At 53.9% G+C, this 14,004-nt stretch carries 11 protein-coding genes and 2 pseudogenes; 8 read left to right on the forward strand and 5 right to left on the reverse strand.

Going from position 1 to position 14,004, the window contains the following annotated elements:
- Positions 1-109: 109 nt before the first annotated feature.
- A complete protein-coding gene (locus RMR16_RS16795; RefSeq protein ID WP_320199814.1) occupies positions 110-2,761 on the reverse strand; it encodes an IPT/TIG domain-containing protein in 2,652 nt (883 codons plus the stop codon).
- Positions 2,762-2,888: 127 nt separating this feature from the next.
- On the opposite strand from RMR16_RS16795, the gene RMR16_RS16800 reads away from it, so the two are divergent.
- From RMR16_RS16800 to RMR16_RS16820, 5 genes are all read left to right on the forward strand, one after another.
- On the forward strand, positions 2,889-3,356 hold the full coding sequence (locus RMR16_RS16800; RefSeq protein WP_320199815.1) for a hypothetical protein: 468 nt from the start codon (positions 2,889-2,891) through the stop codon (positions 3,354-3,356).
- A gap of 307 nt (positions 3,357-3,663) precedes the next feature.
- Positions 3,664-5,703 carry a sensor histidine kinase gene (locus RMR16_RS16805; protein ID WP_320199816.1) on the forward strand — a complete coding sequence of 680 codons (2,040 nt, stop codon included), beginning with the start codon at positions 3,664-3,666 and terminating at the stop codon, positions 5,701-5,703.
- Between the two features lie 111 nt (positions 5,704-5,814).
- Positions 5,815-6,537, forward strand: a complete 723-nt coding sequence (locus RMR16_RS16810) for a response regulator transcription factor (RefSeq protein WP_320199817.1) — start codon at positions 5,815-5,817, stop codon at positions 6,535-6,537.
- A gap of 90 nt (positions 6,538-6,627) precedes the next feature.
- Positions 6,628-6,864, forward strand: coding sequence for a hypothetical protein (locus RMR16_RS16815; RefSeq protein ID WP_320199818.1), 237 nt, complete (start codon positions 6,628-6,630; stop codon positions 6,862-6,864).
- A gap of 171 nt (positions 6,865-7,035) precedes the next feature.
- Complete coding sequence (locus RMR16_RS16820) at positions 7,036-7,395, forward strand: hypothetical protein (RefSeq protein WP_320199819.1); 360 nt, start codon at positions 7,036-7,038, stop codon at positions 7,393-7,395.
- A 271-nt stretch (positions 7,396-7,666) separates the two neighbouring features.
- Here RMR16_RS16820 and RMR16_RS16825 read toward each other — a convergent pair whose 3' ends face one another.
- Positions 7,667-7,834 (reverse strand): hypothetical protein, encoded by a 168-nt coding sequence (locus RMR16_RS16825; protein ID WP_432354902.1) that lies wholly within the window; start codon positions 7,832-7,834, stop codon positions 7,667-7,669.
- Between the two features lie 972 nt (positions 7,835-8,806).
- Positions 8,807-9,175 (reverse strand): putative quinol monooxygenase, encoded by a 369-nt coding sequence (locus tag RMR16_RS16830; RefSeq protein WP_320199820.1) that lies wholly within the window; start codon positions 9,173-9,175, stop codon positions 8,807-8,809.
- A 97-nt stretch (positions 9,176-9,272) separates the two neighbouring features.
- Between RMR16_RS16830 and RMR16_RS16835 the strand changes: the two genes are divergently transcribed.
- From RMR16_RS16835 to RMR16_RS16845, 3 genes and pseudogenes are all read left to right on the forward strand, one after another.
- Positions 9,273-9,587, forward strand: a complete 315-nt coding sequence (locus tag RMR16_RS16835) for an ArsR/SmtB family transcription factor (RefSeq protein ID WP_432354904.1) — start codon at positions 9,273-9,275, stop codon at positions 9,585-9,587.
- Between the two features lie 41 nt (positions 9,588-9,628).
- Positions 9,629-9,807 (forward strand): annotated as a pseudogene (locus RMR16_RS16840) (nucleotidyltransferase family protein); the annotation flags it as partial.
- Between the two features lie 639 nt (positions 9,808-10,446).
- Positions 10,447-11,256 carry a cyclase family protein gene (locus tag RMR16_RS16845; protein ID WP_320199822.1) on the forward strand — a complete coding sequence of 270 codons (810 nt, stop codon included), beginning with the start codon at positions 10,447-10,449 and terminating at the stop codon, positions 11,254-11,256.
- Positions 11,257-11,602: 346 nt separating this feature from the next.
- Here the strand turns inward: RMR16_RS16845 and RMR16_RS16850 are convergent.
- Together RMR16_RS16850 and RMR16_RS16855 are read right to left on the reverse strand one after the other, a co-directional pair.
- Positions 11,603-11,758 (reverse strand): annotated as a pseudogene (locus RMR16_RS16850) (transporter associated domain-containing protein); the annotation flags it as partial.
- A 498-nt stretch (positions 11,759-12,256) separates the two neighbouring features.
- Positions 12,257-13,999, reverse strand: a complete 1,743-nt coding sequence (locus tag RMR16_RS16855; protein WP_320199823.1) for a M14 family metallopeptidase — start codon at positions 13,997-13,999, stop codon at positions 12,257-12,259.
- Positions 14,000-14,004: the final 5 nt, after the last annotated feature.

A 14,004-nucleotide genomic window follows, 5' to 3' on the forward strand; every position in this document is an offset into this window, starting at 1 on the left:
GTATCGAGAGCTGTGTCCTTGTATTTTTTTTAAGTCTTCGCCAGACATTAAACTCTGCTCCTTCAAATAACATTTGGATAAGGCCTTTGGCGCCAGAAAATTGTATCAGTTAAAATTGTCTACTCGCAGCAACCCGGGCACCTAAGGATTTCTGACCCTCGCCCTCTACGTTGAGAAGCAGACTTGCATCGAGCATCCACAGATCTGCCGTTTGCAGCGACACGCCTGCTTTTACGGTTCCGAACGCGCCGGAGCCGTCGAGAGCAGCGAAGCCGCCCGTCACGCCGAGACCCGGCTTGATTGTTGCGCCGCTTCCTAGCGTGAAGGAGCGGATGATCTCGGTACCGAGGCTGATACGGAACTGCTCCTGGTTGAAGCCATCAATGGTGATAGTATCGCCTGTAACGTTGCCGATAGTGTAGTCCTCGACCTTTTCGGAAAAATATACGGCCCTGAGCTTCGGTGTTAGCGTCGTATCGTTGCCGAGATTCCACTGGCCCTCGATCGAGGTATCCGCCATCCAGCGCTTCGTGTCGAACGAGCCGTCCCAGAACTGCGTATCGATGTCATTGGACGAGCCGCCATAGAGCAGGCTGCCGTTCCAAAACACACCCTTGCCGATCTCGAAGGACGCGTAAGGACCGGCCAGCCAGCCATTGCCCTTCAATTTCGCGTCCTCGTCCATTGGATCGGTCATGTAGTCGTAATGGAACGATAAGCCAAGCAACGCCCTTTCATTCAGCAGATAGTCCGCTCCCATATTCACCATGACGAAGCTACCCCACTTGCCGCCGTTGATGTCCTTGTCGTTGTGGGCCAGGAAGGCGCCGTCGATCCAGATGTTGAAGGCGGACGAATAGCCGCCGGCGATGCCATCGGTGCTGTCGCGTGCCGATTCCATCTGCGCGAGGCTGGTGGAGAAACTGACCGTCATGCCGTTTTCGGAAGGCGCCATACGGGAGGTCACGGGATCGGTCGCCTCAGTCATCCGCCGCCGTTCCAGCAGGCCGGGAACGTGGATCGTGGAGGAGATCATGTTCTGGCGGCTGCTGACGAAGCTGCGGACCAACCGGTCGGTATCGGAAGCGACCTGTTGCGCATCATAGACGATGTTATAGGTCACGGTGCCGGTGTTGGAGATCCCCAGTGCGCTGGTCAGTCTGAACCCGACGCGGGCCTGTCCTTTGTAGGCCGGGTTTGGCGTGAACTGAAGATACCAGCCCACAGGTGTCGTGACGGGTCCGCTCTGCGCCAGCTGTCCCTGAATAATTGTTGCAGTGCCAGCGTTTGACGGCTCCACGAAGGTCATGTCGGCCCGAACGAACGGCCCGCCGGTGGCGCCACGGTTGAGGTAAACATCGGCAGGTGAGGAACCGGCATCGACGTCAACAACCTTGTCGCTCACCGTTACGGCACGCGCCTTGACGGTGAGCGTATAGCTCGCCGTTCCAGTAGCGCCATTGCCATCGCGTACCTGAATGGTGAGAGGGTAATCCTTGTCGTCGGCATCCGATCCCAAAGGTCCGGTCAGTTCGCCGGTAGAGACGTTGAGCGTAATGCCGTTTGGCAGAGTGCCGCTGGAAAGGCTGTAGACCAGCGAGCCAGTTCCGCCCGTTGCGCTGATCGGCTGGCTGTAGCCTTCGCCCACCATGGCTTCCTTCAAAACGCCACCGGACGGCGTGAACACGAAGCTGGCCGATGGAGGATTGACTGTCAGCGCGTAGGTTGCGGAGCCGGTTGTATGATTCGCATCAGTGATTATAACCGAAAAACTGTAGGATCCAGTGGCGGTCGGCGTTCCTGAAATAGCCCCTGTAGCGGGGTGGACACTGAGGCCTGCGGGCATCGATCCAGATGTTCCGAATGTGAACGGCCCGGTTCCACCGTTCAAGGACAGTGCCTGATTATACGCTGTTCCCAACGTGGCCTCGGGCAACGTTCCGCTCGACGGTGAAACAACGATTGGCTCTGCCTCATACGTGAAGCTGTTGACCAGAACGTCAGCACCATCAGGTGTGGTCACGGCGACATTGACGGGACCGGCGGCGTGGGCCGGCGTCGTTGCGGTAATTGAGGACGAAGAAACAACCGTGACGTTGTTCGCGGCCACGCCTCCGATGGTGACGCTCGTTGCCCCCGTCAGATTGGTGCCGGTGATGGTAATGGAGGTGCCGCCAGCCGTTGTGCCTGTGTTGGGTGTGATGCCGGTCAGTGCCGGTTCGGCGGCGCTGACGGTGATGGAAACAGTTGCTGCGGCAGACGTTCCGTCGGCATTGCTGGCGGTATAGGTGAAGCTATCGGGACCTGCATATCCTGATGTCGGCGTGTAGGTGATCGCTGTACCAGATACGGTTGCGGTGCCATGGCTGGCAGCGGCATCGACCGCGACGGAAGTCGCCAGGCCACCGGTGATGTTGAGTGTGATCGGGTTTGCAGGTGAACCGGATGCAACTGTTGCTGACACCGGGTTGGCGACCGGCGGATTTGGCGCGACATAGGTGAAGCTGTTGACCAGAACATCGGAGCCGGCCGATGTGGTGACAGCGACATCGACAAGGCCAGCAGCATGGACAGGTGTTGTTGCCGTAATGGTAGTGGAGGATAGGACTGTAACGCCTGTCGCGGCCACGCCTCCGATGGTGACGCTCGTTGCCCCCGTCAGGTTGGTGCCGGTGATGGTAATGGAGGTGCCGCCAGCAGCAGTTCCCGTGTTCGGTGTGACGTCGTTCAGGGTCGGTTGTGAAACCGGTGCGGAACACACGATCGTTACCGGGCTCAGAAAGGTTCTTGAGTTGACCGTGATTGAAAGCCCGTTGGTGCTAAGGGCAGTGTGACTACCGGAATATTGTCCGGCCAAGCCTGTGTATGTCGAGTATCGGTAAAATACAGTGCTACTGTCCGAACTGTTCAGTCTGATCTGCCCGGAGTTGATTTCCGGCACAGTTTTTGGGTCCGTGCCGTTATCTGTAAATGACACGGTAACAGACTCTCCGGCCCCAAAATCCGAGGCATTGAATATCTTTGAATATGCTGTGGTTCCGGTGTTGCTATTCAATGTTTCGCAAGCGCTTGATAACGCAAATGCGGGAGACGAGTTGGCCCCGATACCAAATATAGACAATGTGGAAAAAAGGATTGTCCGCAACAGCAATCCTAGAAATGACTTCAAGAAAAATGACTTCTTTGCACAGAAAGCTGCGGCTGTTTTAGCAATCATTTCTCTGGGTTTTCCGTCAAATATGCGTTCATTGAGTTGCGACCATGCAGCTAGTCGAACTCTTAAGTTGGTTCGCCCATTCCTGACAGGACGCAATTGGAACGAGTTGGAACGCTTTGGAACGGAACGCGTGCTGTGACGGCAACAGCCGTCCACGGATGTAGACCGGTTGAGGAAAAGCGAGCGATCCCTTTTCCAACAGAGACGTTCCGGAAGTGAGTGAACCTCATGTGTCCGTACAAGATGGTTCACCGTTCGCGGCTTGAAAGTCGCATCGTCCACTTCATGCCCAACCGGACTTGACAATCTCATCTCGTAGCGCGACGGCAAGGGAGTGACATTTCCGAATGATGGATAAAGCGGTCGTTCATCCCCAACGGAGTCTGGTCTTTCGTCCCCGCACTATGTGACTCATGTCGATATTCAAAGTCTGTTTAACACTGATAATGGCGTTGATTTTCAACGCGGTAGTCGTCCGCGCAGACAGCGGCAGTTCCGAAATTCGAGTTCGTGACGTGCCACTTGAAATGTCCGGTTCTTTGCCCCTGGATGGCTATATCGATGTTGCCCTTGTCCAAGATAGTTCTGTAACTCTGCAGGATATCCTGCGGCAGCCGATATTGTTCTCACCGATCGCGCGACACGACATCAATCTCGGTTTTGTGCAAACGTCTGCCTGGATGCGGTTTGCTCTTGCGCCGTCTCCGCAGGCGAAACATCCGCAAAATCTGCTTCTTTCACTCACACCGAACTTCACAGACGAACTAGAGGTCTATGTGGGTTTGCAAGGAAAGAGCAAAAATACAGACGACTTCAATCGCTATGAGATGGGCGATCATTCGCCGCGTTCGCAGGTACACTTCAATACCTCGGCAAACATACTTCCTCTTGAGCTGCAACCTGGCGAGACGACTGTAGTTTACATTCGTGCGCGGAACCAAGACGCGAGTCTGAATGTCTCAGCGGAATTGTTGTCTCCATCCGACTACGAATATAGATCGATTATTCAGAACATAGTTCGTGGTATGTGGTTCGGTGGCATGGGTATATTGCTTGTCATCCAATTTTTATTCTTTTATTTTGATCGGAAGATATTTTATTTATTTCTTGCGCTGGACATATTGGCGGTAAGCTCGACCTATTTCGGTAGCCTCGGGCTAGCGCGGTTGCTGTTTTTCAGCGAAGGTGGACTAGGTAACGACTATCTGACCAGCAGTTCGTCCTGGTTGGGCCTAGCGGCGGGCGCTCTATCGATTGCTGGAATCCTTGAGCTTCGACATCGTTACCCACGGCTTGACCTTTATTGCCGCTTTACTGCAATTACTGGCTTTGTTGGCGTTACATGCGTTTTCGCAGGCGTGAATCGTTATTTTGTAACCGTGGCCGGTCCAGTTATTCTGGTTCTAACAACTTTGGCGGTGATCGTTGCTTTTCTGGATTTCTACCGTTCGCGCGACGCTCAACAGGGCTTGAACTTTGCAGCATTTGGTTTGCTGTGGGCTGGTCTGATCGTGACCAATAGTCAGCGCTACGGCATTTTGCCATTGCCGGGTTGGGTCGCCAGCTCCTACGCAGCAACCAGCATCATGCACTTCACATTGCTGACTGGGTCGCTCGCTGTCAGGCTTCGCAAGGCGGAGGCTGCAACTAGAGAGGCTGATCGTCGCGCTCTTCTGGCGGCCAATGTTGCCGAACATCGAGCAAACGATCTCGTTCGAGAGAGAACGCAGGAACTCGAGGCAGCGAAGCGTGTAGCGGAGGTTGCCCTATATGCAGAGTTGCAGGCACAGGAGCAGCAAGTTCGTTTCATGGAGGTTATTTCGCACCAGTATCGAACACCTCTTGGCGTAATACGTACCAATCTGGAAAGCATTCGACTGACATTGCCGAAGAGCGATGGGTCCAATCGTGAGAGATTGAACCGCGCCAACGGCGGAATTATGCGATTAGTCGAAGTGCTTGAAGTCAACCTGACTCGAAGCAAGATACAAGGGCCGAGTTATCAGCCAAACTTGGTGGATACGAGCGTGGCTGATCTGACAGAGGCCGCATTATCAGATGCAAGTGACCTTCTTCCTGGCACGAAAATCAATTTAGCAGTGAGCGTGGAAGCGAGAAGGGCCTGGATACTCGCCGACAAAGAGATGCTGCGGCTCGCCATTATCAATCTTCTTGAGAACGCAGCGAAATTCTCCGCTCCCCTTGGATCTACGAAGGTTGAGGTTGCGGTATTTTGCGTGAGGGATGAAGTCCATCTGAAGATCACGGACGATGGCATTGGTATCCAAGATGGCCAGATCAATGACCTTGTCAAGCACAGCGTGCGGGGGTCCAATTCGGCTCACGTAGAAGGAAAAGGGATAGGATTATCGCTGGTAAAGCGCGCCGTAGATGCCCACGGCGGACAATTTTTGATCCGCAACCGCTCAGAAGGGGGTGCAGAAGCAACTATTGTTCTCCCCAAGTTCAATCGGTTGGCCGATTGATGCGTTGCGGGGGTACTATTCAATGCCTGCCACGCTGCGAACAGTGCTGTGCGCAGGGAGTTTGATCATTTGCGTGATAGAGTTTTTAGTCCCTTGTCAAAAGCCTTAAAGATGAACGAGACAATTGGTAACCAACGCGTCCGCGTTATTCTTGTTGAAGACGATTTCGATCTGCGGCAAGGCCTGACAGACTTTCTTCGTCTGAACGGGTTTTCGGTAACGCCAGTTGCCAATGGTGCAGAGTTTTCGCTTTCAGTTACCACTGACGTTTTCGACGTTGCGATCGTCGATATAAACCTGCCGGACACCAACGGCTACGAGATTACGCGATCATTGGCCGAGAGAACCCATATGGGAGTCATTATCGTAACCGCTCGAACGCTACGTGACGACAAAATTCGAGGCTATGCTGAAGGAGCAAATTTATATCTGACGAAACCGGTCGACGGAGACGAGTTGGTTTTTGCGATTAAAAATCTTTCAGATCGTATTAAGCGCGTCACGACCACAGAGCAGTTACCAAATCAGTCGCACTCGAAATGGCGTGTAGACTGCGCTAGCCAACGCCTCATCTCGCCCGAAGGTACAGAGATCAGGCTGTCCGGCCGGGAAGCGAAGTTGATTTTGTGCTTGGCCGAAGCTAGTGGCCGCATCGTTTCCAGAGCAGATCTCTCACGCGCCATGGGGTACAGAGAACTTAGCCCCGAAACCCGTAGTCTTGACGCAGTGGTTCGGCGATTGCGCTCAAAGGCACGTGAAGCAGGTCTAGAACTGCCGATTCATGTCGTGCACGCCGCGGGCTTCCAGTTCTCTGTCGGTATAGAAGTATCTTAGGATATCGCCGTTTTGCTTCGGTGCTGCTGGTTAAGCGGGCGGTGCGGCTTCGGGCATTACCCTTTCCTCGCTCAACCTACGAGAGCAGGCATGACCGGCAGCTCAATCTGGGACCTCGATGCAGCCGGCACTGAAACGAAAAAGCCTGCCGCGGGAGGAGGTGCGGCAGGCTTTCGGAAAAGAAACGAACAACGACTGGGAGGAGAATTGCCGCTGTTCCAACAGAAGACCCTTGGGAGGAGGAGTGGGCCGTCTGAATACGAAGCTCTGCGGGAGGAGGTGCATCACTTCGATAAAGCCACGATATTCTATCGTAGCGCACAATAAATAGACGTTATTGCAGCGCAGCAATGCGGAAATCGCATAGTTGCATTGGGATGAGTGCCTGCTTTTTTATTTCAGGTGATACAACGATAAAAACGAACCGTAACGTGTCCGTCGTGTTATGGAACAGTTTGTAGCAGTCATGTTTTCGCTGTTGAACGACCTCCACAATCGGTGGCCGACATCGAACGCGCGTCCAGACTTCCCACCATAATGGAAAAGGTAAAAACCATGGACGTCAAATATCCCGAGGCACGCGCACGTCTGTTCGAAGCAGTAAGAGCGCTATCCACCTCTCCCGACAGCATCCAGACTCGGGTGATTGACGCGACCGAAAGCTTGCTGACGGTAACCATAGATGAGTTTGCTAGCGATCCGGAACTGACAATCAAATTCGCGAGGATCCTCGACCTGATCGCTGTTGATCGGGGTGACGTAGAGGCTATTGCGGTGGAAACGGCCGCTTACATGAGCGATGAGCAAGCGAGCATCCTCGCGGATCTCGTATGGGAATTCCTCTACGAAATCGCTTGAAGGTCCGCGAAGAAAATTTCCGTATTCGTTTGCGGGCTGATTAATTTCTTCGTGTACCAAAAACCGCGCCAAGAACAATTCGTCAGTGGTCTAACATGTGAGAACGAATAATATGCCGCCGCCCCCCAATAATCGCGGCGCACCTGTAGAACAAGATAGGTCTCGAGAGCTGTGATGATGCGCATAGGGCGGTCCCAAGCATTCTTGGAAACATCGAGCCACACTGAATGCGCCCAAGCGCGACATAGGTGGCTGCGATGAACACACGGACTTACGCCGCGATACACTCCTCACAGATTCCACAGCCGTCGTCGTCTATCCAGCAGTTTGAGCGTCGGCAGCACAGACAAATGCGGGCATCCGACCTGTTCTCTTTGGCTTCCGGAGGAATAATTTCGACAGCTTTGTCGAACAGAAAATTAGCCACCAGTTCTTCCATCTCGTCGCTCCATCGTCGTGAGAAAATGAGATAGGTCGCGAAATCCTTCAGACAAGATCGACCAGTTTACTGCTGCACGAGAGCTTTTTAAATGGTTCTGCCTATCCGTAAATCCGGTTGGCATTGCGAGTTATAGGATAGCCGGCCATCACTTGGCCAGCTTCTCTCCACTGAGCTTCACCAGAACGACGACACCCGCTGGCGACCAGTCATAGGTAATGGTGCCACCGAGTTGGCCTGACACACTCCTATTGAGCAACTATGCTCCCATAGCCCTCGGCGCATCCAATCAGTTATCTCAATGAGCGCCGTTCAAGAGAAGATTATAGTACATATAACAGGGCAGAATGTTGGAGACACATCACGTTTCTCGTCGCGCCCTCTAGCACTCCACGCCGACCAATCCGCAGGCCCAAGTTTAGCTCGCTGACCGTTCGTCAGGAATTATCCACCAGAAAAGCTGAACGAGGTCCCGCCACATCCTGACCATATCGTCCCAAGCCGCGACGGCCTGTCCGTAAGCATAAATCGCCAGAAGCATGACAGCGAGCAATAACAGCCAAGGCCAGATAGAGCGCCCTCGCCGTCGTTTGGCTCCCCCGGGATATTCCGGGTCAGGTAATTGCAAATTGCATCTCCGATAAGTCTGTGCACCTAACGTGAAACGGGACACCATGCAACCCGATAAACAGCCATCGTGGCTCCCTCAGCAATGAGAACATATAGACTATCGCTGAAACCGGGGCGGGTGTCTCCTCCACCAACCATACGGCATTGAGGCTTTGAAAAATGGACCTTAAGAACGTGCGCCCGCGGATAAGGCATCCACCTGCTGACCTGGCTGAATACATCTTGTTCGGCAACGATGGCAACGCCAAGGCTGCGATTGCAGCCATGCCTCAGCCTCATTTGTACTGGCGGTCTTGGGAGGCGTCGGGAACCGGCGCGTCACTGCTTTTGACCTGAACGTCTTTATTGCGAGCGTGCGCTTTGCGTCGCGTATGCACTCGCCATTTTCAGCCAGCGAACTGTCATTTCGTTCGCGAGGTACTCGTGACGACCCTCAAGAAACGCGATTATGTAAGGCGCCTGAAGATGCTGAATAAGTTTCTCCTTGCTTTGCCATACCTCATAAAACACAAATAGATCAGTGTCGTGCCGGTCCCGATGAACGTGGTACTCCAACGCTCCGTCTTCCAGCCTCGTTGGGGAAACAAGCGAAACGAGTACGGCTTCAAGCGCATCGGCCTTGCCAGGTTTTGCTCGTGCCTCACCCACCACAGCGTAAGGTCCGGTTTCTGCCGGATCAGGCTCGGGCAGAGAAAATGCATTGTTCGACATTTGTACGCTCCTTTGGTAAGACTGAAATCGTACCTATCAACGAAGAAGGTATGATACAAGTCATACCTAGGGAATTCCAGTGCTGCAGAATGGAAATATGGAAAAAGCGCCTCTCGATCTGGGAGTTGTGCTCGCCGCCCTTTCAGACCCGCATCGACGACGCGTGATCGCGGAACTGTCGATCGCGCCTGAAGGAACTGAACGAACCTGCGTGTCGTTTGGATTGCCGGTATCGAAGGCAACACTCACCCATCACTTCCGGATACTGCGAGAGGCGGGCCTGATCAGTCAGGTCGACAGGGGAAACAGTAGAGCCGCCCCTCTGTGCCGCCACGAAATCGAAGCGGCGTTGCCCGGGCTCCTCGCTCTGATCGTCAAGGACGCAAACGATAACAACCCATCAGTGCCGTGACGACGGTGCCGTACCGCTAACGCAGTCAGGTGCATGTTTTGGTGTTCCGGCTGCGAGGCCTACTGTTCGTCACAATCGCTTGCTGTGAGACGCCGCCCATCTTGGCATCCGCCTGCCTGTGGCTGCAATCCTGACAGGCGACGCCGACTTGGCTCAAGATTATGCCATCTCAAACGAGGTCGAGGGTTCGGTCCCACCGATTTTCGATCTGCTACATGGTTGGGGGTGCAGTCCAGCATCGTCACCGGCCTTTAAGCGCTAGTCCCGTTGCTAGCAGCGCTGCGGTTGCGGAGATGCCAGCGCCGCCTTTTGTCCAGACACACAGCTTTCCAGCCGTACGGATGCTGGAACAAAATGAATTCAAAACGGTTTTAGGGAAAATGTAGAAACCGCCTATATTCGGTGAGACATGGATCAGAATTCCTCATCCCGCTCTGCCACCCTGCTATCGTCACATGACCTTGAAGAAATTGATCGATTTCACATTGCGTGGTGCGAGGAGAACGGAGTAGAAAGAACTGACATAAGAGCCATCGAAGTCGCATCCGCGTTGCTTGATTGGTATTCCAGGGATCCGACCTACCGGATGCGGGCAAAACTCGATCACCCGCCTGCTCTGCCACAATCTGCGCCCATCGAAACCCTTCTTCATCAATTGAAGTAAGTCATGCCCAGCTGCCAGACCTATTACAACTCAAAGTTGCTCAACGTCGCTAGCGGGCAACCGGTCACCCATTACACAGGCGAAAAGGCAGAATGTCTTTCTATTGGATCTGCAACCTTTAAGATCACCGCTCTTGCTTCATGCCGGTTTTGAGGTACCGTCACGACATAAGGTTTGCAACGGAGGGACGAGCGGATGTGCAATCAATGCGTAATCGAAGGCGTGAAGAAAAACATGCTATCGCGGCGTATGCTGTTTAAAGGTGCGGCGTTAGCGGGTGTCGCATTGGGCGCGAGCAATTTGGCGACGCCGGTACTTGCTCAGACAGCCAGCAAAGTTGTCGATCTCTCGCATATCTATGACGCAGCGTTTCCGACATTTGATGGCAAGCCCGGAATCGAGTTTGAATGGGCTGCCGATATCACCAAGGACGGATATCAGCTCCATAAACTGACAATTTTCGAACACACAGGAACCCACATCGACGCCCCGTTCCACTTCAGCGCCGACGGCGCCAGCGTTGATCAGTTGGAACCACAAAAACTGGTCGCGCCCCTGATTATCATCGACATCACGGACCGCGCCAAAGAGGATGCCAACTCGACCATTGAAGCGGCGGATATCGAGCGGTGGATGAGCACAAACGGTGACATTCCGGCAGGTGCAGTCGTGGCTCTGCGCTCTGGCTGGGCGACAAAAGTAAAAAGCCCAGCCTTTCGCAACGACGACGCTGGTAAATTCGCCTTTCCCGGCTTCGGCAAGTCGGCAACCGACTTGCTGCTGAAGCTCGATACGGTCGCAATCGGCGTCGATACACTCTCGTTGGATCCGGGCAATTCCTCCGACTTCGCGGTCCATAACTCGTGGCTTCCAGCTGGCCGCTATGGCATCGAAGGCCTTAACAATCTTGAAGCCCTGCCGGTCAAAGGGGCAACCATCATCGTCGGAGCACCAACCCACCGGGGTGGGACAGGTGGCCCGGCACGTATTCTGGCGCTCGTTTGATCACAGCGGGTGCTGTTTGTGGCCGACGAATAGCAATCGTCATCGGCATTTGCTCTCCTCTGTGACGCCCAATGTCCCGAACCAAAGCCACGAAAACTCCTTCTGGTAAAGCTTGCGTGTCGTCAGGAGGCTGGTCCACTTGCTGATACGGGATACAAGCATTTGTAACGCCTTCGGGGTCATTCGATTTGCTGTTTCACATCAGTCCGAGGCCATTAACGTGCGTAGGATAAAAAAGGTGGTCCAGCCGTCCGCACAAGAATAGCTGGATGAAATTCTTTTGGCGTCAGGTATGATTTTATCCTATCATCACATAAGAAATGGCAATGAAACGGACAAAAGCGCATTATTGTTCCTCGGAAATTTCGCTAGTCGCGCCGACTTTGCCAATCCTAACCTTGTCGATGGTGTGTCCGTCCAGAGCCATCACTTCGTAGACAAGCCCTCCGAACGCCGCCTTTTCACCGACAGCAGGCATGTGTCCAAGCCGCCAAATAATTAAGCCAGCAAGGGTGGATCCGCGTCATCGACAAGGTCGATGTCCAGACGCTTCGAGACATAGCGGATGTCGATCCAGCCATCAACGAGGAGAGAGCCATCTTTGCGCTCTCGACGGCCAATTGGTCCTCGTTATCATCCGCAAAATCACCCTTTTTTTTCACCTAGGCCCTCACCGCCTCAATATGAGGGTTTCAGGGACAAGAAGCAGCCTGATATCTGATTTTTGCGGGTACGTAAAAAGATCAGGCGAGTGTTCCACCCGAGCGTTTCTCAAGATAGGCCGGGACGTACCTAGAGTAATCACGGCGCTAAAATATCGTTGTTTCGAGTCCTGTGAAAACAACAGCGGCTATCCGTCCCCGAGGGAATCCGACCCCCCTGCCCTGACTTTTCGAAAGCTCAAGCTTTTTTGCAACAACAATAGCGCGCTCAGAACGCTGCTCTTTAAGTTCGCCGAAGTATTTGCTGTGCGTCCTTTGAGAACGCACAGCAACCGTTTTCAGCTTAACGGGACAGATATTTCTGCGGAAATCTCTTGCCAAGCAGCATATGCGGACAGGACCGTTTCCATTTGCGCCGTATGGCCGACGATGAAATCATCGCCATAAATCGTCTCGTCAGGATATTCCGTTATCAGCGTCATCGGCACGGTGTGACGGTCATCGACGGATGAGAGGCACGGAAATCCGTTTATGATGCGGAAGCCGGTTTCTCCGGCATGGATTTCGTAAAGAGCTATCTGGCGGTCGTTGTATTCCAGTAGTCCGGGAATGCTTCCGAGGTGGCGGGTGACCTTGTCCAGCAGGGCGTCAGCCTGTTCGGCCCATCCTGAATGGTGACGCATCACAAGGAAGAAGCCCTTTGGCAATGTCCACATGGCGAAATTGCGCGGGACGTAACCGGACAATGGCCGTGTCCACTCATGCGAAGGGTAGCCGTGCAGGTTTACATGCAGACCAGCTTCGCTGAGTTTTTGCGCCTTGAAGCGGATTGCTTTTTCGTTGAGGTGCGCGCCTGAATTCTCAACTGTCCGATATTCGAGATCATCCCCCAGCGCCGTATAGCGCGCCGCATGATGCATGTGCCGTGGATTATCAGCACGAAGGCGTTGGTGGATGGCATAACCATCCGGGTTTTCCAGCGGCGAGATTGTGAAATGTGCGCCGTCTTTCTGTACGAGGGAGCGGGCCGCACGGATGGCACCGACAATGCCGGTCGCCTCATTCGGATGCTGCCCGCCGCTGATCATCACAGCGGCATCGCTTCCTTTTACGTAACGAGCGGAAACCTTACGGCCTGAGCGCGACCGCGCATCAAACGCCTCGCCACCGATTTCGGCCAGCAGACGGGACATCTGGTCGGCAGCCGGGGGCTCGACAGCGGTATCAATCGGCTGATCTGCGCAATCCAGAAACGTCGTGCCAAGTGGTCTGATTTCGATGCGAACCGAAATTTCCCCTTCGCTTTTGACGATTTCCGGCACGATCTGGCCAGGCTTCAAGCCGCGATCACCCAGCGGTCGCCCGGATTTCTTCTGGAAGAATTCGAGCAGCGAGAAATAGAAATCTTCGTGCAGTGCTTCCCGCAAGCTAACGACTTCATCGCCAATGGTCAGCGCCAAGTCTTCGGCAGGGTGCAATGCACGGATATTCAGTTCTTCGAAATAGGGCTCGTCATTGCCCCAATCATGCGTGGCGACAGCGTCGATGGTGCTTTCAAACAAACGCTCATAATCGGTTTCCAGCCGTTCACCGACCTCATCACCAGTAAGGCGCATCCAGCCGGTTGGTGAAACATTGGTTTCGCCAACCACATCGACGTGAACGCGGTTTGGCGCGAGTACCTCCAAGGTCTGTTCTCCACCAGCCCGCGTCAGTGTCACATCGTACCAAAACTCATTGTCTTCACGCGGTATGAAGTCGATTTTGACATTACCAACCAACGCAGCCAGCGGATAGGCTTCCAACCGAAAACGGTTGGCAGGCGCATTGGCGTGAACGGGATAAAGAACTTCAATCGCCTCTACACCAGCAAGATCGATCTCTTCCAGAAACGCGTGAAGCAAAGGCTTGTAGGCGCTGCGGATGCGGGCGTTGACGCCTTTTTCCAACAAGCGCTGTTCCGCATCGCGACGGCTCTTTACGTCGTCAAATGTCCAAGCTTCTAAGGACTGGCCGGGAATGGCCTGCTCAACCAGAATATCAAGGCTGCGCTGAAGTGTTTGGGCGAAAATCTCTGTCATTGCGC

This window comes from Agrobacterium sp. rho-13.3, assembly GCF_033957765.2.
Classification (GTDB): domain Bacteria; phylum Pseudomonadota; class Alphaproteobacteria; order Rhizobiales; family Rhizobiaceae; genus Agrobacterium.

Bases quoted from the DNA above. Each gene is read 5' to 3' on its own strand.
- RMR16_RS16845 (WP_320199822.1), top strand. From the start codon at position 10,447: ATGTGCAATCAATGCGTAATCGAAGGCGTGAAGAAAAACATGCTATCG.
- RMR16_RS16810 (WP_320199817.1), top strand. From the start codon at position 5,815: ATGAACGAGACAATTGGTAACCAACGCGTCCGCGTTATTCTTGTTGAA.
- RMR16_RS16805 (WP_320199816.1), top strand. From the start codon at position 3,664: ATGGCGTTGATTTTCAACGCGGTAGTCGTCCGCGCAGACAGCGGCAGT.
- RMR16_RS16815 (WP_320199818.1), top strand. From the start codon at position 6,628: ATGACCGGCAGCTCAATCTGGGACCTCGATGCAGCCGGCACTGAAACG.
- RMR16_RS16855 (WP_320199823.1), bottom strand. From the start codon at position 13,999: ATGACAGAGATTTTCGCCCAAACACTTCAGCGCAGCCTTGATATTCTG.
- RMR16_RS16835 (WP_432354904.1), top strand. From the start codon at position 9,273: ATGGAAAAAGCGCCTCTCGATCTGGGAGTTGTGCTCGCCGCCCTTTCA.
- RMR16_RS16825 (WP_432354902.1), bottom strand. From the start codon at position 7,834: ATGGAAGAACTGGTGGCTAATTTTCTGTTCGACAAAGCTGTCGAAATT.
- RMR16_RS16830 (WP_320199820.1), bottom strand. From the start codon at position 9,175: ATGTCGAACAATGCATTTTCTCTGCCCGAGCCTGATCCGGCAGAAACC.